Origin of the sequence: Rhodoluna sp., assembly GCF_024639375.1 — a bacterium.
Taxonomy (GTDB): domain Bacteria; phylum Actinomycetota; class Actinomycetes; order Actinomycetales; family Microbacteriaceae; genus Rhodoluna.
This window is the reverse complement of sequence record NZ_JAHEIM010000002.1, coordinates 1-23,580: the sequence shown is the minus strand read 5'-3', so window position 1 is coordinate 23,580 and position 23,580 is coordinate 1. Positions and strand designations below refer to the sequence as shown.

General features: G+C 52.7%; 28 protein-coding genes and 1 tRNA gene. 16 read left to right on the top strand and 13 right to left on the bottom strand.

What is annotated here, in order from left to right; translation table 11 throughout:
* The first annotated feature begins 73 nt into the window (after positions 1-73).
* The 8 genes from eno (at position 74) to ilvA (ending at position 6,870) form a co-directional block, all read left to right on the top strand.
* On the top strand, positions 74-1,360 hold the full coding sequence (gene eno, locus Q0L28_RS00930) for a phosphopyruvate hydratase (protein WP_296630298.1): 1,287 nt from the start codon (positions 74-76) through the stop codon (positions 1,358-1,360).
* A 21-nt stretch (positions 1,361-1,381) separates the two neighbouring features.
* Positions 1,382-1,888, top strand: coding sequence for a septum formation initiator family protein (locus tag Q0L28_RS00925; protein WP_296630295.1), 507 nt, complete (start codon positions 1,382-1,384; stop codon positions 1,886-1,888).
* Entirely contained in the window at positions 1,885-2,400 is a 516-nt protein-coding gene (locus Q0L28_RS00920; protein WP_296630291.1) for a DUF501 domain-containing protein, read from the top strand. The genes Q0L28_RS00925 and Q0L28_RS00920 overlap by 4 nt, the downstream gene beginning before the upstream one ends.
* 38 nt (positions 2,401-2,438) lie before the next feature.
* A complete protein-coding gene (locus Q0L28_RS00915) occupies positions 2,439-3,758 on the top strand; it encodes an FAD-dependent oxidoreductase (RefSeq protein ID WP_296630289.1) in 1,320 nt (439 codons plus the stop codon).
* A gap of 47 nt (positions 3,759-3,805) precedes the next feature.
* Positions 3,806-3,878: transfer RNA gene (locus Q0L28_RS00910), tRNA-Leu, on the top strand.
* 205 nt (positions 3,879-4,083) lie between these two features.
* Positions 4,084-4,653 carry a LemA family protein gene (locus Q0L28_RS00905; protein ID WP_296630284.1) on the top strand — a complete coding sequence of 190 codons (570 nt, stop codon included), beginning with the start codon at positions 4,084-4,086 and terminating at the stop codon, positions 4,651-4,653.
* Positions 4,654-4,688: 35 nt separating this feature from the next.
* The gene (locus Q0L28_RS00900) at positions 4,689-5,579 is read left to right on the top strand and encodes a M48 family metalloprotease (RefSeq protein WP_296630281.1); all 891 of its coding nucleotides are present in this window, start codon (positions 4,689-4,691) and stop codon (positions 5,577-5,579) included.
* 43 nt (positions 5,580-5,622) lie between these two features.
* Positions 5,623-6,870: a threonine ammonia-lyase gene (gene ilvA, locus Q0L28_RS00895; protein WP_296630279.1), complete on the top strand. Its 1,248-nt coding sequence runs from the start codon at positions 5,623-5,625 to the stop codon at positions 6,868-6,870.
* On the opposite strand, the gene greA is transcribed toward ilvA, so the two are convergent.
* Together greA and Q0L28_RS00885 are read right to left on the bottom strand one after the other, a co-directional pair.
* The gene (greA, locus tag Q0L28_RS00890) at positions 6,867-7,355 is read right to left on the bottom strand and encodes a transcription elongation factor GreA (RefSeq protein WP_296630277.1); all 489 of its coding nucleotides are present in this window, start codon (positions 7,353-7,355) and stop codon (positions 6,867-6,869) included. The two genes, ilvA and greA, sit on opposite strands and share 4 nt — an antisense overlap.
* A gap of 12 nt (positions 7,356-7,367) precedes the next feature.
* Entirely contained in the window at positions 7,368-7,769 is a 402-nt protein-coding gene (locus Q0L28_RS00885) for a DUF4307 domain-containing protein (protein WP_296630274.1), read from the bottom strand.
* A gap of 25 nt (positions 7,770-7,794) precedes the next feature.
* Between Q0L28_RS00885 and Q0L28_RS00880 the strand changes: the two genes are divergently transcribed.
* Positions 7,795-8,037 (top strand): hypothetical protein, encoded by a 243-nt coding sequence (locus Q0L28_RS00880; protein ID WP_296630272.1) that lies wholly within the window; start codon positions 7,795-7,797, stop codon positions 8,035-8,037.
* Here Q0L28_RS00880 and Q0L28_RS00875 read toward each other — a convergent pair.
* Entirely contained in the window at positions 7,993-8,718 is a 726-nt protein-coding gene (locus tag Q0L28_RS00875) for a hemolysin III family protein (protein ID WP_296630269.1), read from the bottom strand. The genes Q0L28_RS00880 and Q0L28_RS00875 overlap by 45 nt on opposite strands.
* Before the next feature lie 39 nt (positions 8,719-8,757).
* Between Q0L28_RS00875 and Q0L28_RS00870 the strand changes: the two genes are divergently transcribed.
* The 3 genes from Q0L28_RS00870 to Q0L28_RS00860 all read left to right on the top strand — a co-directional run bounded on the left by Q0L28_RS00870 (position 8,758) and on the right by Q0L28_RS00860 (position 11,495).
* On the top strand, positions 8,758-9,519 hold the full coding sequence (locus Q0L28_RS00870; RefSeq protein WP_296630268.1) for an isoprenyl transferase: 762 nt from the start codon (positions 8,758-8,760) through the stop codon (positions 9,517-9,519).
* Between the two features lie 119 nt (positions 9,520-9,638).
* On the top strand, positions 9,639-10,967 hold the full coding sequence (locus Q0L28_RS00865; protein WP_296630265.1) for a PhoH family protein: 1,329 nt from the start codon (positions 9,639-9,641) through the stop codon (positions 10,965-10,967).
* 66 nt (positions 10,968-11,033) lie between these two features.
* Positions 11,034-11,495, top strand: a complete 462-nt coding sequence (locus Q0L28_RS00860) for a prepilin peptidase (protein ID WP_296630263.1) — start codon at positions 11,034-11,036, stop codon at positions 11,493-11,495.
* A 2-nt stretch (positions 11,496-11,497) separates the two neighbouring features.
* On the opposite strand, the gene Q0L28_RS00855 is transcribed toward Q0L28_RS00860, so the two are convergent.
* From Q0L28_RS00855 to xseA, 5 genes are read right to left on the bottom strand one after another with little or no spacing between them, the layout of a single operon-like run.
* On the bottom strand, positions 11,498-12,886 hold the full coding sequence (locus Q0L28_RS00855; protein WP_296630261.1) for a class II fumarate hydratase: 1,389 nt from the start codon (positions 12,884-12,886) through the stop codon (positions 11,498-11,500).
* Positions 12,887-12,915: 29 nt separating this feature from the next.
* Entirely contained in the window at positions 12,916-13,542 is a 627-nt protein-coding gene (locus tag Q0L28_RS00850; RefSeq protein ID WP_296630259.1) for a carbonic anhydrase, read from the bottom strand.
* Positions 13,542-14,138, bottom strand: coding sequence for a DUF4245 domain-containing protein (locus Q0L28_RS00845; protein ID WP_296630256.1), 597 nt, complete (start codon positions 14,136-14,138; stop codon positions 13,542-13,544). Before Q0L28_RS00845 ends, Q0L28_RS00850 begins: the two co-directional genes overlap by 1 nt.
* Positions 14,139-14,140: 2 nt before the next feature.
* Positions 14,141-14,386, bottom strand: a complete 246-nt coding sequence (locus tag Q0L28_RS00840; RefSeq protein WP_296630253.1) for an exodeoxyribonuclease VII small subunit — start codon at positions 14,384-14,386, stop codon at positions 14,141-14,143.
* A gap of 26 nt (positions 14,387-14,412) precedes the next feature.
* Positions 14,413-15,630 (bottom strand): exodeoxyribonuclease VII large subunit, encoded by a 1,218-nt coding sequence (gene xseA / locus Q0L28_RS00835; protein ID WP_296630250.1) that lies wholly within the window; start codon positions 15,628-15,630, stop codon positions 14,413-14,415.
* Positions 15,631-15,684: 54 nt separating this feature from the next.
* Between xseA and Q0L28_RS00830 the strand changes: the two genes are divergently transcribed.
* The gene (locus Q0L28_RS00830; protein ID WP_296630247.1) at positions 15,685-16,695 is read left to right on the top strand and encodes a 4-hydroxy-3-methylbut-2-enyl diphosphate reductase; all 1,011 of its coding nucleotides are present in this window, start codon (positions 15,685-15,687) and stop codon (positions 16,693-16,695) included.
* Here Q0L28_RS00830 and Q0L28_RS00825 read toward each other — a convergent pair.
* Both Q0L28_RS00825 and fbaA read right to left on the bottom strand, forming a co-directional pair.
* On the bottom strand, positions 16,692-16,901 hold the full coding sequence (locus Q0L28_RS00825; protein ID WP_296630244.1) for a hypothetical protein: 210 nt from the start codon (positions 16,899-16,901) through the stop codon (positions 16,692-16,694). The two genes, Q0L28_RS00830 and Q0L28_RS00825, sit on opposite strands and share 4 nt — an antisense overlap.
* Positions 16,902-16,908: 7 nt before the next feature.
* Positions 16,909-17,934 (bottom strand): class II fructose-bisphosphate aldolase, encoded by a 1,026-nt coding sequence (fbaA, locus tag Q0L28_RS00820; RefSeq protein ID WP_296630242.1) that lies wholly within the window; start codon positions 17,932-17,934, stop codon positions 16,909-16,911.
* A 78-nt stretch (positions 17,935-18,012) separates the two neighbouring features.
* Here fbaA and Q0L28_RS00815 point away from each other — a divergent pair, with 78 nt between their 5' ends.
* Positions 18,013-18,963, top strand: coding sequence for a fructose-bisphosphatase class II (locus Q0L28_RS00815; RefSeq protein ID WP_296630240.1), 951 nt, complete (start codon positions 18,013-18,015; stop codon positions 18,961-18,963).
* Here Q0L28_RS00815 and Q0L28_RS00810 read toward each other — a convergent pair whose 3' ends face one another.
* The 3 genes from Q0L28_RS00810 to Q0L28_RS00800 form a co-directional block, all read right to left on the bottom strand.
* A complete protein-coding gene (locus Q0L28_RS00810) occupies positions 18,964-19,983 on the bottom strand; it encodes a PfkB family carbohydrate kinase (RefSeq protein WP_296630238.1) in 1,020 nt (339 codons plus the stop codon). It lies immediately after the preceding gene.
* 100 nt (positions 19,984-20,083) lie between these two features.
* Positions 20,084-21,175 (bottom strand): DNA recombination protein RmuC, encoded by a 1,092-nt coding sequence (locus tag Q0L28_RS00805; protein ID WP_296630235.1) that lies wholly within the window; start codon positions 21,173-21,175, stop codon positions 20,084-20,086.
* A gap of 70 nt (positions 21,176-21,245) precedes the next feature.
* Positions 21,246-21,809: a 3'-5' exonuclease gene (locus Q0L28_RS00800; protein ID WP_296630233.1), complete on the bottom strand. Its 564-nt coding sequence runs from the start codon at positions 21,807-21,809 to the stop codon at positions 21,246-21,248.
* Between the two features lie 49 nt (positions 21,810-21,858).
* Here Q0L28_RS00800 and ychF point away from each other — a divergent pair, with 49 nt between their 5' ends.
* The gene (gene ychF / locus Q0L28_RS00795; protein ID WP_296630230.1) at positions 21,859-22,932 is read left to right on the top strand and encodes a redox-regulated ATPase YchF; all 1,074 of its coding nucleotides are present in this window, start codon (positions 21,859-21,861) and stop codon (positions 22,930-22,932) included.
* Between the two features lie 13 nt (positions 22,933-22,945).
* Positions 22,946-23,413: an SRPBCC domain-containing protein gene (locus Q0L28_RS00790; RefSeq protein ID WP_366843373.1), complete on the top strand. Its 468-nt coding sequence runs from the start codon at positions 22,946-22,948 to the stop codon at positions 23,411-23,413.
* Positions 23,414-23,580: the final 167 nt, after the last annotated feature.

The following is a 23,580-nucleotide window of genomic DNA, read 5'->3' as shown; positions in this document are numbered from 1 at the left end:
ACTAGTACCCATTACAACGGCGTTTAGTGCCGTTCTGGCGCGCTCTGAAAAACACCACAAACTAGGAGACATTTTGTCAATTATTGAAGCCATTGGCGCTCGCGAGATTCTTGATTCACGTGGCAACCCAACCGTAGAAGTTGAAGTACTGCTAGAAGACGACAGCTTTGGTCGTGCAGCAGTTCCATCAGGTGCATCAACCGGCGCATTCGAAGCTCACGAAAGCCGCGATGGCGACAAGTCTCGCTACTTGGGCAAGGGTGTTCAGAACGCAGTTAAGGCTGTTGTTGAAGTTGTAGACGAAGCACTTGTTGGCTTCGACGCGCTAGACCAGCGTCTAGTTGATGCAGCACTTATTTCTTTGGATGGCACCGCAACCAAGTCAAACTTGGGTGCGAACGCAATTCTTGGTGTTTCACTTGCAACCGCGCGCGCAGCAGCAGAGACCACCGGCCAGCCTCTTTACCGCTACCTTGGCGGACCAAACGCCTACACACTTCCAGTGCCACTAATGAACATCATCAACGGTGGCGCACACGCTGACACCGGTGTTGACATCCAAGAGTTCATGATTGTGCCTTTGGGTGCCGAGACTTTTAGCGAAGCAATTCGTTGGGGTGTTGAGGTTTACCACGCACTAAAGAGCTTGCTGCACAGCAAAGGTCTTTCAACTGGTCTTGGCGACGAGGGTGGTTTTGCTCCAGAGTTGCCAACCAACGCTGCGGCACTTGACCTAATTGCAGAAGCAATTGCTAAGGCTGGCTACAAGCTGGGCACTGACATTGCACTTGCACTAGACGTTGCAGCAACTGAGTTCTACTCAGAAGAAACCAAGAAGTACACCTTCGAAGGTCAAGAGCGCACCGGCGACGAAATGATCGCTTACTACGCAGACCTAGTTGCACGCTTCCCACTAGTTTCAATCGAAGACCCACTAGCCGAGGATGACTGGGCTTCATGGACCAAGATGACCGCTGAGCTAGGCTCAAAGGTTCAGCTAGTTGGCGACGACTTGTATGTAACCAACCCTGCTCGTTTGCAGAAGGGCATCGACGAGGCTGCGGGTAACGCAATCTTGGTGAAGGTAAACCAGATTGGTACTTTGACCGAGACTCTTGATGCAGTTTCTTTGGCACAGCGTCATGGCATGAAGGCAATCATTTCTCACCGTTCAGGCGAGACCGAAGACACCTTCATTGCTGACCTAGCCGTTGCAACTAACGCAGGACAGATCAAGACTGGTGCTCCTGCACGTTCAGAGCGTGTTGCAAAGTACAACCAGTTGCTACGCATTGAAGAAGAACTGTCAGACGCAGCGTTCTACGCTGGTCGTTCGGCGTTTCCTCGCTTCAAGGCTTAGTTTCTAGCGCACACTTAAAGCATGAAATCACCCCGCAAAGCTGCACCCGTTCAGGTTGCTGCAGCTCTGCGGGGTTTTCGCTTTAATGCCTACACGCTAACCGTGCTGGCGGTGATGATTTTTGGAGTTGTCACACTTGCTCCCCGAGTTCAAACCTGGTTTGTGCAGCGTCAGCAAATTGCCGAAGCTCAGGCCTCACTCGAGCAAGCCAAAAAAGATGTGATCAGCATGCAAGAAGAGCGCAAGCGTTGGGAAGACCCGGTTTACATTCGCGCTCAGGCACGCAACCGTCTTTACTACGTGATGCCCGGAGAGGTCTCTTATCTGGTGATGGATGCCGCTGGCGTTGACACCTCGGATAAATCTGGAACCGTTGGCGCAATGCTGGCCGACCGCGCCAACACCAGTGAGATCTCAACAACTATTCGTGAAACAAAAAACAACTGGGTTGATTCTTTGATGGAGTCTGTGATTCGCGCCGGCGTAGAACAACCAGCCGATGCCCAAAAAGTGAGTGCCGCCAAGTGACCCGACTAACCCCAGCCACCGAAGCCGATATCGCTGAGGTGTCGAGACAACTGGGTCGCCCAGCCCGAGACATCGTAGCGATTGCCGCCAGATGCATCTGTGGCAAACCAACCGTGGTGCACACGGCACCGCGCTTGGCCGATGGCACGCCTTTTCCGACCACTTATTACCTGACCCACCGAGGCGCTACCGCTGCGGTATCTACCCTTGAAGCCAGCGGATTCATGGCCGGATTGCAGGCACGCTTGGCCGAAGAACCAGACCTTGCGGCCGCCTATCAGGCAGCTCATGAGGCATACATTGCCGATCGAGACAAAACCGCCCATGAACTTTCTTTGGATGTTCCCGAGATTGCGGGAATCTCAGCCGGCGGAATGCCATCCCGAGTTAAATGCCTTCATGCACTTATTGGCCACTCGCTGGCCGCGGGCCCAGGGGTCAACCCAATTGGCGATCTTGCTTTGGCGGCTTGCAGCTGGTCGCCAACCAAATGCGTGTGCGAAAGCCACTAAAATAAACCCTATTGTCCTTACAAAAGAACGGTTTTCACGTGCCTAAAATTCTTATCGTCGGTGGCGGTTACGCTGGCTTCTACACTGCTTTCAAGCTAGAGAAGTTGCTCGCCAAAAACGAAGCAGAAGTAACCCTGGTTGACCCACTTCCTTACCTGACCTACCAGCCATTCTTGCCTGAGGTTGTTGCGGGTTCAATCGAGGCACGTCACGCTGTGACCTCACACCGCCGTCACCTAAAGACCACCAACATTGTTGCTGGCAAGGTAACCAACATTGACCACGCAAATAAGACCGCAACCATCGAAGTTGCCGGCCTAAAGCCTTACCAGCAGCAATACGACCAAATCGTCGTTACCGCTGGTGCAGTTTCTCGCACATTCCCGATTCCGGGTGTTGCCGATGAAGCAATCGGACTTAAGACAATTGAAGAGGCTGTTGAAATTCGCAACCGCATCATCACCAACCTAGACAAGGCAGCAAACTTGCCTCTTGGCGCAGCACGCACTCGCTTGCTTACCTTCGTTGTTGTTGGTGGCGGTTTTGCTGGCATCGAAGTGTTCGCAGAAATGCGTTCATTGGTTAGCTACTTGCTTCGCTATTACCCAAACATCACTTTTGAAGACACTCAGTTCCACCTGATTGAGGCAATGGGCCGCATCATGCCTGAGGTTGCTCTTGACACCAGCGAATGGGTAATCAAGAACCTAGACGCACGTGGCGCAAAGATTCACCTAAACACTCAGCTTCAGTCTGCAGTGAAGGGCAAGATCGAACTTTCAACTGGCGAGAGCTTCGAGTCAGATGTAATCGTTTGGACTGCTGGCGTTATGGCTCACCCATTCGTGCGCAACACTGACCTGCCTTTGGATGAGCGTGGCCGCATCACGGCATTCCCAACCCTTCAGGTTAAGAACGGCGAAGACGTTGTTGCTGACGCATGGACCGCCGGTGACGTATCTGCAGTTCCTGACCTTTCAGGTGGTGGCGTTGGTGGTTTCTGTGTTCCAAACGCACAGCACGCTGTTCGCCAGGCAAAGCTTTTGGCTCGCAACATCGTTGCATCGCTTCGCGGTGAAGGCATCGTTGAGTACTTCCACAAGAACATGGGTGCGGTTGCCGGTCTAGGTGTTGGCACTGGCGTGTTCCAATACAAGAAGTTGGCAATCAAGGGCTTCATCGCTTGGTGCATGCACCGCGGTTACCACGGCCTAGCAATGCCTATGTGGGAGCGCAAGATTCGTGTATTCGCTGGCTGGTTCTGGAACTGGGCACTTCGTCGCGACATCGTTGCGATTGGTGCAACCAAGGACCCACGTTTAGCATTCTCAACTTTTGCTTCGCGTCCAGCTAAGTAATTAGAGATTCACAAAAAGGGCGCCCACTGGGTGCCCTTTTTGCTTTCGCCCCTATAGCCCAATGGCAGAGGCAGACGACTTAAAATCGTCACAGTGTGGGTTCGAGTCCCACTAGGGGCACTAAAAAACCTCCTTCGGGAGGTTTTTTATTTACTGTCCGTGGCTGCGAGACCCACGCTTGGGGCCCCGGCCGAAGGCTGGGGAGGGGTGAGAGTCTCCGCTCTAGTTGAGGACCCGAAGGTCACCTGAGCTCCAATGTTGTGAGTTTCTTGTGAATTACCTGAAAGCCATAGGCGCAGCCCATCCGCAGATTTACCATTGACCCATGAACTACACACTCATCATTGTGATCGCCGTAGTTGCGATCGTTGGCATTTTTCTTTGGGCTACCTACAACGGCCTTGTTCGTCTAAACGTTCGCGTTGACGAGGCTTGGAGCGACATCACCGTGCAACTAAAGCGCCGTGCGGACCTTATTCCAAACTTGATTGAGACCGTTAAGGGCTATGCCACTCACGAGAAGGCCGTCTTCGAAAACGTAACCAAGGCTCGTGCCGCAACTGTGAACCCGGAGGTTCTTGCTCACCCGGCGGCGGCGGCTAAGGCCGAGGGCGATTTCTCAAACGCCATGAAGAGCCTGTTTGCTGTTGCCGAGGCTTACCCTCAGTTGCAGGCCAATCAGAACTTCTTGAGCTTGCAGGCTGAGCTGACCGACACCGAAGACAAGATCATGGCAGCTCGCCGTTTTTACAACGGCGGCGTGCGCGAGCTAAACACCAAAATCAAGCAGTTCCCTCAGGTTTTGTTTGTGCGCGGTCTAGGCTTCAAGGAGCGCGAATTCTTCGAGGTTGCTGACTCAGCAGCTATCGCCGATGCTCCTGCGGTTAAGTTCTAACTCAAACTTCTTCACGCTTTTTTTCAAGGGGATAGATGTATTCCGCAATCGCGGCTAATAAGCGCAACACGTTCATCATCATTGGTTTGTTCGTTGCCCTAATCGGCGGGCTTTCTTATTGGTGGGGTTATTCAACCGGCAATGGTTCAAGTGCGCTTTGGATAATTGCGTTCGTCTTCGGTTACGCACTGATTCAATATTTTGTGGCAAGTTCACTAGCTATTGCAATGAGTGGCGCGCACCAGATTCAAAAAGCCGACAACCCAAGACTGTGGCGCACGGTTGAGAACCTTGCCATCTCTCAGGGAATGCCGATGCCAAAGGTTTACATAATCAACGACCCCGCGCCGAATGCCTTTGCAACTGGCCGTGACCCTAAGCACGCCGTGGTTGCAGCTACAACGGGTTTGCTCGAAATCATGGATGACCGTGAACTTGAAGGCGTGATGGCTCACGAATTGGGCCACGTAAAGAATTACGACATTCGAGTTTCAACAATTGTTTTTGGTTTGGTTAGTGCAATTGGCATCATTGCCGACATGGCGATTCGCATGTCATTCTTTGCCGGTGGCGATCGTCGCGACAGCAAAGACAATGGCCTTGGTGCCGTGTTGCTTTTGGTGGGTATTGCCGCCAGCATCATTGCATGGTTCATTGGTCCGATTGTTTCGGCGGCGGTGTCGCGTCAGCGTGAATATCTCGCCGACGCCAGTGGCGCCGAAACAACAAGATTCCCGGAGGGTCTAGCCAGCGCACTCGAGAAGCTTGGTCAATATGGTCGCCCACTTCGTCGTGCCAGCGCATCAATGGCTCACATGTATATTGCCGACCCAATCAAGCCTGGTCTGATTGAGCGCGTATTTTCGACCCACCCGCCGATTCCAAAGCGAATCGCACGACTGCGAGAAATCGGCTCTAAGTTCTAGGCAAACTAGACTGCTAGAAGCACAAATTTCTAGTGAGGTCTAAATGCCAGCGCCAGCCGTGAAAGCACCAACTCTTGCCGAGTTTGAACTCGCCCACGATGTGGTTGCTCAGGTTGCAATTGAGACGCCGGTGCTTCACAGCAACTACCTCTCACAAATTGTTGGCCACGAGGTTTTTCTAAAGTGTGAAAACCTTCAGCGCACCGGTGCCTACAAACTTCGCGGCGCCTATAACCGCATGTCAAAGCTATCCGCAGCAGAACGCCGCAAGGGCGTTGTTGCAGCCAGCGCAGGCAACCACGCCCAGGGCGTTGCTCTAGCTGCCAAAAAACTTGGCATCAAGGCCACAATCTTTATGCCGGTTGGCGCTTCATTGCCTAAGTTTCAGGCAACCCAAAACTATGGCGCAAATGTAGTTCTCGAAGGTTCGGTGTTTGCCGAAACTCTCGCAGCTGCACAGGCTTATGCCACTAAAAAGGGTGCAATCTTTATTCCGCCTTATGACCACATTGATGTTATTCAGGGTCAGGGCACGGTTGGTCTTGAAATCATGGATCAAGTGGACGACGTTGACACCATCCTGGTTGCGATTGGCGGTGGCGGTCTTGCCGCTGGTGTTGCCGTGGCTGCAAAACTTCGTGCTGCCGAGGCTGGCCGCAAAATCAAAGTTATTGGTGTGCAATCTGAGCACGCGGCCTCTTATGTGCCTTCACTTAAAGCAGGCAAGGTTGTTGAGATTCACGCAACACCAACCATCGCCGATGGCATCGCGGTAAACAAACCGGGCCGCATTCCTTTTGAACTAATCAAGAAGCACATCGACAAAGTTGTAACTGTGAGCGACGACGAAATTGCGAAGGCAATTGTGGTTTTGCTTGAACGCGCCAAACAGGTTGTCGAACCGGCAGGTGCTGTTGCTGTTGCTGCGCTGATGTCTGGTGTTGTGAAACCAAAAGGCACAACTGTTGCGGTGCTAAGTGGCGGCAACATCGACCCGTTGCTAATGCAAAAAGTTATTGGCCACGGATTAGCCGCCTCAGAGCGCTACACAACAATTTCGGTATTGCTGCCAGACCGCCCAGGTCAATTGGTAAAGACTGCACAAGCAATTGCTGCTGCGCACGGAAACGTGGTTGAGGTTTTGCACACTCGCCACGGCAAGGGTCTAGAAGTTACTGAAGTTGAATTGCGCATGAGCATTGAGACCACTGGCCACGAACACCGCCAGCGAGTTTTGAAGGCTCTGCAAGATGCGGGACTAAAAGCTCGCATCGAAGCCGAAACTCTTTAGCCTAAAAAGTTTTTGACTTCGAGAATTTCAATTACTCGTTCGCGGCCGTTTGGCGCAAAGAACTTAACCTTGTCGCCAACTTTGGCTCCCATGATTGCTGCACCGATTGGTGAGTCTGGGCTGTAAACCTCAATGTCGCTGCCTTCGGCAATCTCGGCGCTGCCAAGCAAGAATTCAAGTTCACTGCCGTTCATTTCGAGGCGCACAACAGTGCCTTGCTCGACGATGCCGTTCGACTCACGAGCTTCGCCAACCACTGCGTTAGCCAAGATGTTCTCTAGGCGAGCAGCGCGGGCTTCGATTTTGCCTTGCTCTTCTTTGGCAGCGTGGTAGCCACCGTTTTCTTTAAGGTCGCCTTCTTCACGAGCCTCTTGAATCTTCTTGGCAATGTCGGCGCGAGCGACGGTTAGCAAATACTCAAGTTCGCTGGCCAGACGATCGTAGGCCTCTTGGGTGAGCCAGGTTGCTTCTGCGTTTTCAGACATAATCCCTCTAGTTTATTTGCGCCAACATTTGTCGACTAATCCAGAGACGCCCAATTGGGTGGTGTTCACCAGAGTTTCAAACTGTTGCGGTTGCCCGGCCAGCGCCGAAACCGGCACCTCGCGATAACCCACCACGGCAAAGCTTTGGCTCAGAACCTTGATTGCGCAGGTGATTTCGGTATCATTGGGAGATTTCACTTCAAACTTCACCAAAGCCTGCTGGGGGCTGAGAATCTGGTATCCGAGGTCTTTGGTTTCAAGCTTGTTGGCCTCGGCAAAGGCCACGCTGAGCGCCAAGGCCAGAAAACCCAACAGCAGCACCACGGCAAGGGCAATTACGCCAAGGCGCTTGCGGCTAGCAGGCACGCGGCTGGTGCCGTAGCGGTCGGCTAAAAGGTCTGATTGAGAGGTCATTGCTTTAAGGCTACATACTTAAGCAATGAAGAATTTCTTTTTCAACCTGTTGGCCGCCACACCAAGCCCATCACCCTCTACCGACCCCTCGCAGACTTGGTACAGCCCGGGCACGATTGGCTTTTTGGCCACTTTCTTTGTGGCTGCAGGTGCCATCTTCATTATTTTTGACATGGTTCGCCGAGTTAGACGAGTTCGCTACCGCGCCGAAATTGCGGCGAAGTTAGAGGCCGAAGCTGCCAGCAGCGGGCGAAAGCGCAATAAGTAGCACTCCGGCCCAGTGGCTCATGAATGCCAACACCGTGAAGGTGTGAAAAATCTCATGAAAACCAAAATGACCCGGGATAGGGTTTGGCTTTTTTAGACCGTAAACCACAGCGCCAAGTGTGTAGCAAAGGCCACCGGCCAAAATCAAAATCATCATTGGCGCATTTGCGTTCATGAAATCCACCACATAGGCGATGGCCGCCCATCCCATGCCCACATAAATTGGCACATACAACCAGCGTGGTGCGCTGATCCAAAAAATTCTGAAGCCGATTCCCAGGAGTGCGGTGCCCCAAATAATAATCATCAGCATCAGAGCTTTTTCTTTAGGCAAAGCTAACCATGTGATTGGCGTGTAACTGCCGGCAATCAACAAGAAGATGTTTGCGTGGTCGATGCGCTTCAGCGCAACCTTGACCTTTGGCTTCCAGTTGAAGCGGTGATACAGAGCCGAGTTGCCGAACAACAAAATCGAAGTTGCAAAAAATATCGCCGAAGATATTTTGGCCGGCGTGCCATTGGCCAACACAATCAGCACGATTCCGCCGGCAATCACCAGTGGCAATACACCGGTGTGAATCCAGCCTCGCCAACTTGGTTTTTTCTCATCTGGCGCAGTGGCATAACCCTCGGATACCGGCAGGTAGCCGGGCAGGCCCTCGTCTTTGCGCCAATCGCTCATAAGGCAACTCTAGACCCCTCGTTCAAGTAGCCTTATCGAGTGCGAAACCTGATTTACCGGCTGTATGAGCGCTCACTCGAGCAGAGTCTCAATGCGGCCGACCTGCCCAAGCACGTTGCCGTGATGTTGGATGGCAACCGTCGCTGGGCCGAGCGTCGCGCGGGGGCCAAAGCCAAGCACGGTCATGCCGCAGGTGCACAAAAGATTTTTGAATTCCTCGGATGGTGTGACGAGATTGGCATCAAGGTAGTCACCCTCTACATGCTGTCGACCGACAACCTGGTAAAGCGCGAATCAGAAGAGCTAAAAGACTTACTTGCCATCATTGGTGCAGTTGCCACCGACCTAGCTCAAATCAAGAAGTTCAAGATTCAGTTGGTGGGCGATCGTGAATCGTTGCCGATTGATCTATTGCAGCAAATCGAAGCAGCCGAAAAAGCCACTGAGAAAATCCGAGGCTTGCATGTGAATTTGGCTGTGGGCTACGGTGGCCGCAAAGAGATTGCCGACGCAATGCGAGACATCTTGAAGACTCACGCCGGCCACGGCACCAGCGTTGAAGATTTGGCCGAAATGTTGACGCCCGAGTTGATTACCGAGCATCTTTATACCGGCGGCCAGCCAGACCCAGACCTAATCATTCGAACCTCGGGGGAGCAGCGCCTCTCGGGCTTCTTGCTGTGGCAAAGCAGCAACTCGGAGCTCTATTTTGAAGAGGCCCTGTGGCCCGATTTCCGACGGGTGGACTTCCTCCGAGCCATTCGCGCCTTTGAATCTAGGCACCGCCGTTTCGGGGCCTAATTTCACTTTGTGACCGCCAGGTGAACACAAAATAACAAATCCGCAGTCGGGCGTGTCATGCCGCCGAGCCGACCACTGGCGGGCGTAGTTTGACACCAAGCTGAAACGAAGGAGCTTAGGTGGCTAAAGCAGCAGCAACATCTAAATCAAAATCGGCAACAACAAGTCAGGCAACTAAGACTTATGTTTTAGACACCTCGGTTTTGCTTTCAGACCCAAAAGCTCTCTTCAAATTCAAAGAACAAGAAGTCGTAATTCCGATCATTGTTATTAACGAGCTAGAGAAAAAGCGTCACGACCCAGAAATCGGTTATTACGCACGCCAAGCTCTTCGTCACCTAGACGACCTGCGCATCGAACACGAGCGCCTAGATTTTCCTATGGAAGTTGGCGAGGGCGGTTTTCTTCGCGTTGAGCTAAACCACATTGACCAGTCAGTGTTGCCAGCAGGTTTTCAGTTGGGCGACAACGACAGCAGAATTCTTGCAGTTGCATTCAACCTGGCAAGCGAAGGCAAGAACGTCACTCTAGTTTCAAAAGACTTGCCCCTTCGTGTGAAGGCATCTGCACTTGGTATGAGTGCCGATGAATACCGCAACGACAACGCGGTTGATTCTGGTTGGACTGGCATTGCCGAATTGGCATTGTCGGCTGATGAGATGTCTGATCTTTATGACACCGAAGTGATCAAGCACAAAGATGTTGCACAGATGCCAATCAACACCGGATTAGTTATTTCATCTGAGCGCGGTCACGCACTTGGTCGCGTTGAAAAAGGCGGCAAAGTAAAACTTGTTCGCGGCGATCGCGATGTGTTTGGAGTTCACGGTCGTTCAGCTGAGCAGCGCTTGGCTATCGACGTATTGCTTGACCCTGAGATCGGCATTGTCTCTCTTGGTGGTCGCGCAGGAACCGGCAAGTCAGCAATGGCGCTTCTTGCTGGTCTTGAAGCAGTGCTTGAACGTCGCCAGCACAAAAAAATCATCGTGTTCCGCCCAATCTTTGCGGTTGGCGGGCAGGAGCTCGGCTACCTGCCAGGTTCTGAGAACGAAAAGATGAACCCATGGGGTCAGGCAATCTTTGACACCCTTGGCCCATTGGTTTCTAAAGAAGTTATCGATCACATCGTTGACCGTGGCTTGCTGGAGATTTTGCCGTTGACCCACATCCGCGGTCGTTCACTACACGATGCATTCGTAATTGTTGATGAGGCGCAATCACTTGAGCGCAACACCTTGCTCACCGTGCTTTCACGCATCGGTCAGAACGCCAAAGTTGTTTTGACTCACGACGTGGCACAGCGCGACAACCTTCGCGTTGGTCGTCACGACGGCATCGCGGCAGTTATTGAGTCCTTGAAGAACCACGAGTTGTTTGCCCACATGACTCTGCAGCGCGCAGAGCGTTCGGCAATTGCGGCATTGGTCACCGACCTACTCGACAACTAATTAGCTACTGGGGCGCCTCTGGGGATAACCCCGGGGGCGCTTTGGCTTAACTTTTAGCCTTTGGGTATGGATCACATTTTTGCCCTGCTTGGCCCGGCCTACTTGCTCGCCGTTGCTGTTCCGCTGGCGCGCATCGACGTCAGGGAACATCGCTTGCCTAACAAGCTGGTATTGCCGTTGATGCCAATTGCATTATTAGGTCAGTTGATTGCCGGGTTGGTGGGCGGTGATTGGCTTCGGATGGGCATGGCCGCAATTGCTGCCATCGTTGCTTTTGTTGTTGGGCTGTTGGTGAATCGGTTCGCGGATTTAGGCATGGGTGATGTGAAGTTGATCACCGGCATGTCTTTAGCGCTCGGTTGGTTCAGCGCGCTTTCACCTTTGCTGGCGCTGGTTGCCGGATTTATGGCTGCAACAGTGTTTGTGTTGCTAATGCTTTTGCTTCGAAAAACAAGAATGGGCTCGAGCGTTGCGCTCGGCCCATACCTGTTGTTTGGTTTTGCTGCTGCCTTAGTGGGCAGCGTTTAGTTTTATAGCCCGGGGCTAGTCATCGACAAAACATCCAAAGCCTTGTCAAGTTGCTCCATGGTCAGCTTCTCGCCATCAACGTATCCGAGTTCGATTGTTGCCTCGCGCACGGTTAGGCCCTTGGCTACCGAGTGCTTGGCAATCTTTGCTGCTGCTTCGTAGCCGATGTACTTGTTGAGTGGGGTCACGATTGATGGGCTTGACTCTGCAAGAGCGCGAGCGCGAGTCTCATTTGCCTCAAGACCTTTCACAGTCTTGTCGGCAAGCAAACGCATTGAGTTGCTCAATAAACGAATCGACTCAAGCAGTGCATTGCCCATTACCGGAATTGCTACGTTCAATTCGAAGTTGCCAGTTGCGCCGGCCCAAGCAACAGTTGCATCGTTGCCGATGACTCGTGCGCAAACCATCATTACTGCTTCTGGAACAACAGGGTTTACCTTGCCCGGCATGATTGATGATCCAGGCTGAAGGTCTGGGATGTGAAGTTCGGCAAGACCAGCGTTTGGGCCCGAACCCATCCAGCGCAAGTCGTTGTTGATTTTGGTCAGTGAAACTGCAAGCACGCGCAGTGCACCAGAGGCTTCAACAAGTGCATCGCGGGCACCCTGAGCTTCAAAGTGGTCACGAGCTTCGGTGATTGGCAACTTGGTCTCTTCGGCAAGCAAGCGAATTACTTCTTGCGGGAAACCCTTAGGGGTGTTGATGCCCGTGCCAACCGCGGTGCCACCCAGTGGAACCTCGGCGGTGCGACCGATGGTTGATTGCACACGCTCAATTGCGTAGCGAATCTGTGCAGCGTAGCCACCAAACTCTTGACCAAGGGTAACCGGGGTTGCATCCATCAAGTGGGTGCGTCCAGCTTTAACAACTGTTTTCCACAGGTCACGCTTTTCTTCTAGCGCGGTCGCTAGGTGATCTAGCGCCGGCAGCAGGTCGTTGATCAGGGCGGCTGTCACAGCAACGTGAACCGAAGTAGGGAATACGTCGTTCGAGGACTGTGAGGCGTTTACGTGGTCGTTTGGGTGCACAGCTGAACCCAGGCCTGTGGTGGCCAAGGTGGCCAGCACCTCGTTCATGTTCATGTTTGAAGATGTGCCCGAACCGGTCTGAAAAATGTCAACCGGAAATTCGCCATCGTGCTTGCCTGAGATAACCGCATCCGCAGCATCGGCAATCGCTTTAGCGACGGCCGAATCAAGCACACCAAGTTTTGCGTTCGCTAGGGCAGCAGCCTTCTTGATCTGAGCCAGAGCTGCGATGTGAGCGCGCTCAAGCGTGGTGCCAGAGATTGGAAAGTTTTCTACTGCTCGCTGGGTCTGGGCACGGTAAAGCGCGTTTACCGGAACCTTTACCTCGCCCATGGTGTCGTGTTCGATGCGAAATTCCACGATGTTGACCTTTCGTAGTCTGTGGCTTGTTAGTTGATGTCGCCAAACATTACCAAGGGATGAACTTCACCGGCGGTGAGCTTGTAGTTGGCCCCCACAACGGCTAGTTTGCCCGAGGCAACGGCTTTGGCAATTAGTTTGCTTCTGGTTAGAAGCTCATTGATGGTGTCTTTGATGTGCAATGCGGTGACATCGTCGATGTCGTGAAATCCGGCAGCGTTTGCTTCAAGAACGGTAGGTCGAATTCGTTCGACTAGGTCGTGAATGAATTCACCTTCAGAATTAAGTTTGCCCTCGGTGGCATCGATCGTTGCGCGAATTGCACCGCACTCATCGTGACCGAGCACCAAAATCAATGGCACGCCAAGAACCTCTACCGAGTATTCAAGTGAGCCCAGAATTGTTTCGGCGATAACCTGGCCGGCATTTCGAACTACAAATAGATCGCCCAGACCAACATCAAAAATAATTTCCGCGGATAGGCGCGAGTCGGCACAACCAAAAAGTGCAGCGAACGGAATCTGCTTTGCTGCCAGCGATGAACGACGATCGATGTCTTGGCGAGGGTGCGCTGGAGTGCCACCAACAAAACGCTGGTTGCCTTCCTTCATTGCCAGCCAAGCTTGCTGCGGAGATGACGGTCGAACATCGGCCATTAGTTCGCTCCGTTCAAGTTGTTCTTCAAAAGGAGATCGATGTTGGTCGCAAACTGTGCAAAATCATCCGCAGAGGCCGTGCCATAAATAATGACGGCAACTTTTTCACCTTCTGTAAAATTCATCACCATGATGTAATCCTTAGTTTTCTTTGGATTGTGAACCTCAGGTGATTCGTAGATTGTCCAGTCGCGGTAGCCGCTGCTAAAGGTGCCGGTTTGCACTGCACCCTGAAGCTGTTGCACTAGCCAAGTTGGGTTCGGGTTTTGAGCTTGAGTCAAGCCGATGTACTGATTCTTTGGCCCAACGAAGCCCGCATAAAAAGTTGCAACGCCGTCGGCCGGGTTGCCAAGGTAGCGAGCCGAGTTTGCCCACCAGCCCTGAGGTAATTCGGGAGCCACAATGTAGTTGCCGCTGGCAGACTGCGCTTCGGCGGCCACACTTCGGAAGTCAACTGGTTGAATGCGGTTGCTATCGTCGCGAGGCACGATTAGCACCAACGCCAAAACGATTCCTAGGGATGCTCCGAGTGAAAGCAGCAGGTTGATTACCGTTTGACGGGCGCGACGTTTAGCTGCTGCATCATCTTCAGCCACAGTTATTCAGCCTTCTTCTTGGCTACGGCTGCATCAAGGCGCTTGCGGGCGCCTGAGAGCCAGGATTCACATTGGTTGGCAAGGGCTTCTCCGCGCTCCCACAGGGCCAGAGAGGCCTCTAGGGTGACTGCGCCTTGCTCGAGCTCGGCCACCACTTTTACCAACTGGTCGCGGGCCTCTTCATAGCTCAATTTGGCTACGTCGGCGTTGGCCTCGGCGGCGTTTTTGGCTTTAGATTCTGGGCTCATTATGGTCTCTAGTCTATTTCGTTGGCCTAGTCGGCAGTTACCGGCAGTTCGCCCTTTGCCAGGCGAACTCGAAGTTTTTGCCCAGATTTCACCTGGTCGACATCAACGACAACGTGGCCATCGGCGTCTCGCACCACAGAGTAGCCGCGGTCAAGGGTTGATTGAGGTGACAGGCTGCGCACCTGCTGGCGAAGGTGACTAACGTGCATTGCCTCACGGGTGAGCTTTTGGTCGATTCGGTCGCGAATCATGAAGACGGCTCGCTCGATCTCAACCGATTGCTCATCGATGAACGTGTATGGGTTGGCCAAAATTGGCCGACTGCGCAATTGGGCAATCATGTCTATTTGGTTTTGCACAAAAGTAGCCACGCGCATGAATGCGCGGTCACGAAGTTGCTGCAGTTTGTGCAACTCTTCAATCACGTCGGGTACCACACGCTTGGCCGCATCAGTAGGAGTTGATGCACGCAGGTCGGCAACATCATCGAGCACTGGTCGGTCGTTTTCATGACCGATCGCCGAAACAATAGGTGTCTTGGCATTTGCCGCGGTGCGAACTAACTGCTCGTCGCTGAAAACGAGTAGGTCCAAGAATGATCCGCCACCGCGAGCGATGATGATCACATCCACCTCGGGGTCTTGATCCAAAGTCTTAATGGCTTGGATAATTTCGGGTGCAGCTTTATCGCCCTGCACCAGGGTGTGAATTACACGAAACTGAACATCGGGCCAGCGCAGCTTGGCATTTTGCAGCACATCCTTTTCGGCGTCGGAATCTTTGCCGGTGATTAGGCCAATTTTGTTTGGCAAGAATGGCAGCGGTTGCTTGCGCTCGATCGAGGTAAGGCCTTCGAGAGTTAGTTGTGCACGCAAGCGTTCGATGCGCTCAAGCAATTCGCCAAGGCCAACCTTGCGAATTTCAAAAACCTGCATGGTGAGCTTGCCGCCCTTTGGCCAAAACGCGGGTTTGATCAGCGCAATCACGCGGTCACCCTGTTTTAGGTCATTTGGAATCTTGGCAACGTTCCAAGAGTGAATTGAAATGCTGTTTTCAATCTGCAAATCGCGCAATTCGCCAAACATGTTGGTTGGGCCGAGTTTGATCGAAGCCAGTTCGCCTTCAATCCAAAGCATTCCTAAACGGTCAATCCAGTCTTTTAGGGTTGCTGAAAGGCGCGATACCGGCCAAGGCGCTTGTTCTGAGCTAACTTTTGGGGCGCCAGCGAGTTCTTCGTCGCTCATCATGCCTCCAAAAAGTATCAGTCACCACAATCCATCGCCGTTTATCATTGAGGGGTGACTGACATCCAGAATACCCCCACCAACCAGGCCTCAAAAAAGGTCTTCTTGGCCTCACCGCGAGGGTATTGCGCTGGAGTTGACCGAGCCGTAATCGCCGTTGAGAAGGCCTTAGATCACTACGGTGCCCCGGTATATGTGCGCAAGCAGATCGTGCACAACAAGCATGTGGTTGCGTCACTCGAAAAGCGCGGCGCAATATTTGTTGAAGAAGTGGACGAAGCCCCAGAGGGCTCAGTCTTGGTGTTCTCTGCCCACGGTGTTTCACCTGCGGTTGTTGCAGCTGCCGAGGCTCGCAACCTAAACACAATCGATGCCACCTGCCCGCTGGTCACCAAGGTTCACCGCGAGGTGCAGCGCTTTGCATCCGAAGATTTCGACATTTTGCTGATTGGCCACGAGGGTCACGAAGAAGTAGAAGGCACTGCTGGCGAAGCCCCGGATGTTGTGCAGATTATCGACAAAGACGACAGCATTGCCGCTGCACGTGTGCGTGACCCTAAGAAATTGATTTGGCTTTCGCAGACCACACTTTCGGTTGATGAAACTATGCAGACCGTAGTGAAGCTTCGCGAGAAGTATCCAACGTTGCAGAACCCACCGAGCGATGACATTTGTTATGCCACCCAAAACCGTCAGGTAGCCATCAAGAAGGTTGGCGCTCAATCTGATTTGGTGATTGTGGTTGGCTCGGCAAACTCTTCAAACACTGTTCGCTTGGTTGAAGTTGCACTCGAAGCCGGCGCAAAGGCTGCTTACCGCGTTGACTTTGCATCTGAGATTGATGAAGCCTGGTTTGAAGGCGTGGAATCGGTTGGTGTTTCATCAGGTGCTTCGGTGCCCGAAGAACTTGTGTCAGATGTTCTTGATCACTTGGCAGCTCGCGGTTTTGGTGATGTGCGCAACGTGCAAACTGCCGAAGAAGATATTCAGTTCTCACTGCCTGCAGAATTGCGGAAAGAGCTAAAAGCTGCTGGCGAAGAAACCAGCAACAAAATCAAGCGCTAATTCTTAAAGTCAGTTTCTTTTACAAGCTTGCCTTCGCGATCGAAGGTTTTCCAAGTTCCAACTTGTTTGCCTAAATCAAAAGTTCCAGAGCGCATCAAGCTGCCGTCTTTGCGAAAGAACTCCCAAAAACCGTGCATCTCGCCGTTTGAGTATTGCCCCTTAAAACGAGGAAGCCCGTTGTCATACAACGGGCTTCGGTCGTTCATCTTTAAATTATGCAGACATTGATTTTGATGCTGAGCCAAGTTCGTTTGCTGCCTCAACAACGCGAGCTGACATGCCAGCTTCGGCAGCCTTGCCCCATGCGCGTGGGTCATAAACCTTCTTGTTGCCAACGTCTCCATCAACCTTTAGCACGCCGTCGTAGTTCTTCATCATCCAGTCAGCGATAGGGCGAGTGAATGCATACTGCAAGTCTGTGTCGATGTTCATCTTGATTACACCGTGACGAACTGACTCAGAAATTTCTTCTGGTGTTGAACCTGAACCACCGTGGAATACCAAGTCGAATGGCTTGTCTTTGCCGTATTTAGCGCCAACTGCTGCCTGAATTTCGCCAAGCAATTCTGGGCGCAGGTGAACGTTGCCTGGCTTGTAAACACCGTGCACGTTGCCAAAAGTAAGCGCAACCATGTAGCGACCGTTTTCGCCAAGGCCAAGCGCCTCGGCAGTCATAAGGCCATCTGCAGGTGTGGTGTAAAGGTGCTCATCGATTGCGCCTTCAACGCCATCTTCTTCGCCACCAACAACGCCAACTTCGATCTCAAGAACTGCACCGATGCCGCTGGTTAGCTTAAGCATTTCTTTGGCAATCTCTAGGTTCTCGGTCATTGGAACTGCTGAGCCGTCCCACATGTGTGAGTTGAAAAGCGGGTCTTGGCCAGCCTTCACGCGCTCCTGAGAGATTGCGATTAGTGGGCGAACCAACTTGTCTAGCTGGTCTTTAGCGCAGTGGTCAGTGTGCAAGGCAATGGTGATGTCGTAGTTCTTAGCAACTTCGCGTGCGAAGGCAGCCATGGCTGCGGCACCCGATGCCATGTTCTTTACCGTTGGGCCAGACCAGTAGTCGCCGCCACCGGTGGTCACCTGAATGATGCCGTCAGAACCAGCAGCCTGCAATCCGGCAAGTGCTGCGTTCAAAGTTTGTGAGCTAGAAACGTTGATAGCTGGGTAAGCAAAACCCTGCTTCTTGGCGCGGTCAAGCATTTCTAGGTATTGGTCTGGTGATGCTACTGGCATGGTTTACTCCTAAGGCCATCGGTGGAATACCTATGATGTTAGCAAGGATGAGGGCCGGCCCTCTCGCGAAAGGTTTTGATGTTTCATAACGCCAACCAGCCCACTGTTGACATTATTTCGGCTACGGTTTCGGCTGCCGCCGGTTGCTGGCACCTGGTTGGTTCGGGTGACAAATTGGCTGTGGATGGCGCCGCGGTTGATGCCATGCGTGCCTCACTTCTCGGGGCAAACTTCGGCGGAATTGTTTCGATTGGCGAGGGCGAGAAAGACGAAGCCCCGATGCTTTACAACGGTGAAATCATTGGCGGCGGTCAGCCGGTTGAGTGGGACATCGCAGTTGACCCGGTTGATGGCACGGCTCTAGCTGCGGATGCGCGTGATGGCGCAGTGGCCGTGATGGCGGCTTCTGCGCGCGGATCAATGCTGGCGGCATCCGAGGTTTATTTCATGCAAAAGATTGTGAGCGGGCCAGCTGGCAGGGGAGTGTTGGATCTCGATGCTTCACCTACTGAAAACATTCGTCAATTGGCCGAGGCGCTTGACAAGCCGGCCACCGACATTCGCGTGGCGATTATTAATAAAGAGCGCAACTTTGGTCTGATTAAAGAGGTTGAGGCAGCTGGGGCAACCTGGGTGCGCTTTGATGAAGGCGATGTGGCGATGGCCGTTGCTGCGGCTGTGCCCGACAGCGGAGTTGATTTGTTGATTGGCCTTGGTGGTTCACCCGAAGGCGTGCTGACCGCGGTTGCAATTCAGATTTTGGGTGGCTTTATGCAAACCCGTTTTGCCCCGCAGGATGTCGATCAGATTGAGCGCGCCCTTGCTGCTAACTACGACTTGGAGCGCAAATTTGAACTCGATGAATTGGTATCGGGTGACGACTTTGTTTTTGTGCTCACTGGAATCACTCCAGGAATTTTGACCGAGGGCATTCGCGAAGAAGGCGAAGACCTGTTGGTTTCAAGTTTTGTGCTGGATAGCAAACTCGGTGTTGCTCACACCGTTGAAGCGCGAGTGAGCAAACTCTAATTAAATGTGAGCTGGCTCTTTAAGCGGAAGTTCGCGTGAAGGGTTCTCAATCACAGTTGCCTCAGGCATGCCATCAAGGTTCTGCAAACCAGAAGTTGGCTGTTGCACCTTTACTGCACCCCACTGCACTGCCATCTTTAGGCCAGCTGGAACATCGAAACCAACAAAGTAGTTTGCTTCGGTTGGGCCATTGGTTGACTCGGCAACTGCAGACAAGAACCCAGCGATGGTTGAGTCACCGGCACCAACAGTGTTGATTACCTTGATTGGTGGAGTCTTTGCGTGCCATGAGTGCTTTGCAGTGACGGCGATCATGCCGTCTGAACCAAGGCTTGCAAGAACACATTCAACGCCGCGGCCGATGAGCTCACGAGCTGCATCGATAACGTCGCCGTTGGTGAGCAATGAGCGACCAACTGCAGATGCAAGTTCTTCGGCGTTTGGCTTCATCACACTTGCTGCGCCTTGCTTGGCCCAGAACTGAAGTGGTTCGCCTGAGGTGTCTAGAACAACTCGAACGCCAAGTGCCTTCATCTTGTTGAAGATTGGCTGAAGGTCAACATAGCTACCGGTGGCAAGGTTGATTGGCAATGCGCCAGCCATAACCAGCCACTTGGCACCAGCTTCGATAACAGTTTTTTCGGTCAGGCGAATTACTTCTTGCCAGTCGTTCTCGCTAAGTGGGCGAGGGGCTTCGTTGACTTTGGTGGTTGGGCCATCCTTGATAACGATGGTGGTTGAAACGCGAAGATTTCCGTCAACCCAAAGTGGAACAAGTGCATCGCTGTGACCAGTGCGCAAAAGCACGCTTGGGTCTTCGTTGCCGATTGGAACAACACCTGGTGCTGCCATGCCAACTAGGCGCAGACCTTTTGAAACGTTAATGCCCTTGCCGGCAAGTTCTTCGGCTACGCCGTCTGCGCGGTTTACGCCACCCTCGATGAGGTCGTGAACGTAGTAGGTGCGGTCAAGTGTTGGTGCCGGTGTCAAAGTGACAACGGGTGACTTGATTGCAGACATGAAGTGCTCCTTGGATTACTAATAATCGGGCTGCCAACTTCATTGTCGAACGCTTCGAAAAGTATACCCAAGCCTGTCAAAACCTAGACTTTGTTCTAACTTATTTGTCGTCGGTTTGGGTCAATTCGCTGGCGGTTAGCGGCTGTGGCGAGGCATCCAGCTCTTTTGGCGCCTGAATTTGCTCGGTGCCCAGCGAGTTTTCGTCTAGGTCGTTGAGTTTGCGGGCAGTGACCAAAACGCGACTCTCAAGGCTCGAAACGAACACGTTGTAATCCTTGACGGTTGCCGTAATTGAGCGGCCGAGCTTGTCGGCATATTCAGCAACTTTGCCAATTCGGTCATAAAGCTCTTTGCCAAGTTTGATCATGGTGCGCACCGAAGTTTCATCGGCATTTTGACGCCAAATGTAGTTAATGGTCTTGAGCACCGAGAACAAGCTAACAGGTGAAGCGAGGGCCACGTTCTTTTTGAATGCATATTCGAGCAGACCAGAATCTTGATCGAGTGCAGCTGATAGCAATGACTCGGATGGCACGAACGCAATCACAAAATCTGGGCTTGCTTGCAAGCCGGTCCAGTAGCCCTTGCTTGAGAGAGCATCGATGTGAGACTTCACGGCTTTGACATGCTCGTCGAGCAGCTTTGATCGACGGGCTAGTTCTTCACCAGAGGCTAGCTCTGAAATTGTTGACGCCTCTTGATAGGCGTTGAAAGGAACCTTTGAATCGATGGCGAGCGACTTGCCACCCGGCAAATTAATCACCATGTCGGCACGGCCAGAACCGGTGTCTGTTTTGAAACTTGCTTGTTCGTCGAAGTCGGCGTGTTTGATGAGGCCAGCTAGCTCAACCAACTTGCGCAATTGCGCTTCACCCCAAACCCCGCGGATGTTGTTTGACGACAGTGCGCGAGAAAGTGACTCGGTTTGGCGACGCAGTTGTTCGTCTGACTCGATTGCCGATTTGAGCTGCTCCTGAATTGAGCCGAACTGCTCGGTGCGCTCTTTTTCTAGGCGAGTGACCACGGCTTGCATTTGCTCTAAGTGAAACTTGACCGGGCCCATGGCCTCTTGCATTTTGTTTTCTTCGCTGGCGCGCTCTTTAGCTCGCGACTGTGAACGGGCTTCGGCAAATAGGTAGCCCACGATAATGCCAAGCAAAAGGCCTAGGCCAAGAAAAATGTATGCATCCATGCCCCGAGTATTTCATTAGCCTCAGACAATACGTAGCAACCCGGCTGGCCCCACGCGTGCAGGTTCGCTTTTAGAGGTCCTTGAGAACCTGCTTGGTTGCCGCCAGCAGGTCATCCAAAGTTTCAACACCATGGCGATCTGCGGCATGCAACACAATTCGGGCACAGGCGTCGCTATCGGCCAGGGCATCGTGGTGAGCAAACTCTTCGTGACCAATGGCATAAGCCACCGCGTTTAGTCGGTAGCTCTCGAGATTGTAGGTTTTGCGCGAGATAGCCAGCGAGCAGGTGTATTTGAGAGCTGGCAATGTGGTTTCGATTGCCGCAGCCGAAGCGCGAAGCACTCCCATGTCAAAAGGTGCGTTGTGGGCAATCAGAGTGTCATCGCCAATGAATTGCAGCATCTCGCCGAGTGCTTCATGCCAGCTTGGGGCGTCGAGCACATCCGCGGGTTGAATGCCATGCACTCGGATGTTGCCCTCGTGAAACCAGTTGTTGGGTGCCGGTGGCTGAATGAGCGTAACAAAGGTGTCAACAATTTGGCCATCGCGCACTTTTACCAAGCCAACCGCGCACGGGCTGGCCGGCGAACCGTTGGCGGTTTCAAAGTCGAGGGCGGTGAAATTTATGGGCACTCACACAGTCTGCCAGTGGCCACCGACCTCGCCGATAGACTTGACCCTCGTGGCTCTAACAATCGGAATCGTGGGACTGCCTAACGTAGGCAAGTCGACCCTCTTTAATGCACTCACCAAGAACAACGTTCTGGCGGCGAACTACCCGTTTGCAACCATCGAACCAAACGTTGGTGTGGTGAACCTGCCTGACCCTCGTTTGCAGAAGCTTGCCGACATGTATGGATCAGAGCGTTTGCTGCCGGCACCGGTGTCTTTCGTAGATATCGCCGGCATCGTGCGCGGTGCGTCGGTGGGTGAAGGTTTGGGCAACAAGTTCTTGGCCAACATCCGCGAGGCTGATGCAATTGCACAGGTTGTTCGTGGCTTTGTTGACGGTGACGTGGTTCACGTTGACGGCAAGGTTGATGCTGCAAGTGACATCGAGACCATTAACACCGAATTGATTTTGGCCGACATGGAGACCTTGGATAAGGCTCGCCCGCGCATCGAAAAAGAAGTCAAGGGCAAGAAGATGGAGCCGGCGGCGCTTGAGGCAATCGACGCTGCTAAGGCTGTGCTCGACGGTGGCAAGCCACTTTCAGCCAGCGATGTTGACCTCGAGCCAATCAAAGAGCTTGGGCTGTTGACTTCGAAGCCAATCATTTATGTTTTCAACGTTGACGAGAGCATATTGACCGACGCAGCCAAAAAGAAGGCGCTTGCCGATTTGGTCGCTCCTGCCGAGGCGGTTTTTCTAGACGCCAAAGTTGAGTCAGAACTAATCGACTTGGATGCCGCCGAGGCAGCTGAACTTTTGGCTTCACTGGGTCAAGACGAATCAGGTCTAGACCAGTTGGCGCGCATTGGTTTTGACACTCTTGGTTTGCAAACCTATTTGACCGTTGGCCCTAAAGAGGCTCGCGCCTGGACAATTCACAAGGGTTGGACTGCCCCGCAGGCAGCCGGCGTAATCCACACCGATTTTCAGCGCGGATTCATCAAGGCTGAAATTGTTTCGTTCGATGATTTGATGGCTGCCGGTTCAATGGCCGATGCTAAGTCTGCGGGCAAGGTGCGCATGGAAGGCAAGGACTACGTCATGAAAGATGGCGACGTAGTGGAATTTAGATTCAACGTTTAAGTTTTAGGAGCAAATCATCAAGCACGATTTTCTTTATGCCGTTGAAGGTGAATACCCGGTTTCGATCGAGCGCCTGTGGTCTGCCTGGACCGACAGCGCACAACTTGAGCAGTGGTACCACCCAACTGACTTGACAGTGGTGCCTGGCAGCGCGACATCCGAAGCAAATGTTGGTGGTTTGTGGACTGTTGCAATCGACGTGCCGCAGTACGACATGGTGGCTTACTTCTTTGGTTGGTATTCAACTGTTGAGCCGTTGAAGCGCCTCGAGCACAGCATGTCTTATACCCAGAATGCCGCCGAATTCAAAGCGCAGGATCGAAACGCGCCTCACCACAAAATCGTGATTGAGTTTGAAGACCGTAGCGATAAGTCATGGGTGAAGTTCTCACAGTTTGGTGAAATGCCTGCCGAGCAAATTGAAGCCACAACTGTTGGGATGCAAAGCTACTTTGCTTCGCTAAAAGATTTCTTGGCTTAGAGCGTCAACTTAGCTCGGTTTACTAAAGCCTTAACTTTCTGGCACGCAACGTTAACCTTGCATTCTTATTCGGTTCACAGCACGGCCCTACTTTGGCAACATGTTGAACATTTCAAAAACACTTTCGCGCACTCTGCTTGGAGCCGCTGCTGCGGTTGCCATTGCCG

What these genes read in the sequence shown, in the direction of transcription:
- Q0L28_RS00900 (WP_296630281.1), top strand. Translation starts at nt 4,689, where the DNA reads ATGTATTCCGCAATCGCGGCTAATAAGCGCAACACGTTCATCATCATT.
- Q0L28_RS00925 (WP_296630295.1), top strand. Translation starts at nt 1,382, where the DNA reads ATGAAATCACCCCGCAAAGCTGCACCCGTTCAGGTTGCTGCAGCTCTG.
- Q0L28_RS00880 (WP_296630272.1), top strand. Translation starts at nt 7,795, where the DNA reads ATGAAGAATTTCTTTTTCAACCTGTTGGCCGCCACACCAAGCCCATCA.
- Q0L28_RS00815 (WP_296630240.1), top strand. Translation starts at nt 18,013, where the DNA reads ATGTTTCATAACGCCAACCAGCCCACTGTTGACATTATTTCGGCTACG.
- Q0L28_RS00885 (WP_296630274.1), bottom strand. Translation starts at nt 7,769, where the DNA reads ATGACCTCTCAATCAGACCTTTTAGCCGACCGCTACGGCACCAGCCGC.
- Q0L28_RS00810 (WP_296630238.1), bottom strand. Translation starts at nt 19,983, where the DNA reads ATGTCTGCAATCAAGTCACCCGTTGTCACTTTGACACCGGCACCAACA.
- Q0L28_RS00875 (WP_296630269.1), bottom strand. Translation starts at nt 8,718, where the DNA reads ATGAGCGATTGGCGCAAAGACGAGGGCCTGCCCGGCTACCTGCCGGTA.
- Q0L28_RS00840 (WP_296630253.1), bottom strand. Translation starts at nt 14,386, where the DNA reads ATGAGCCCAGAATCTAAAGCCAAAAACGCCGCCGAGGCCAACGCCGAC.
- Q0L28_RS00825 (WP_296630244.1), bottom strand. Translation starts at nt 16,901, where the DNA reads ATGAACGACCGAAGCCCGTTGTATGACAACGGGCTTCCTCGTTTTAAG.
- greA (WP_296630277.1), bottom strand. Translation starts at nt 7,355, where the DNA reads ATGTCTGAAAACGCAGAAGCAACCTGGCTCACCCAAGAGGCCTACGAT.
- fbaA (WP_296630242.1), bottom strand. Translation starts at nt 17,934, where the DNA reads ATGCCAGTAGCATCACCAGACCAATACCTAGAAATGCTTGACCGCGCC.
- xseA (WP_296630250.1), bottom strand. Translation starts at nt 15,630, where the DNA reads ATGAGCGACGAAGAACTCGCTGGCGCCCCAAAAGTTAGCTCAGAACAA.
- Q0L28_RS00860 (WP_296630263.1), top strand. Translation starts at nt 11,034, where the DNA reads ATGGATCACATTTTTGCCCTGCTTGGCCCGGCCTACTTGCTCGCCGTT.
- Q0L28_RS00805 (WP_296630235.1), bottom strand. Translation starts at nt 21,175, where the DNA reads ATGGATGCATACATTTTTCTTGGCCTAGGCCTTTTGCTTGGCATTATC.
- Q0L28_RS00905 (WP_296630284.1), top strand. Translation starts at nt 4,084, where the DNA reads ATGAACTACACACTCATCATTGTGATCGCCGTAGTTGCGATCGTTGGC.
- ilvA (WP_296630279.1), top strand. Translation starts at nt 5,623, where the DNA reads ATGCCAGCGCCAGCCGTGAAAGCACCAACTCTTGCCGAGTTTGAACTC.
- Q0L28_RS00850 (WP_296630259.1), bottom strand. Translation starts at nt 13,542, where the DNA reads ATGGCCGATGTTCGACCGTCATCTCCGCAGCAAGCTTGGCTGGCAATG.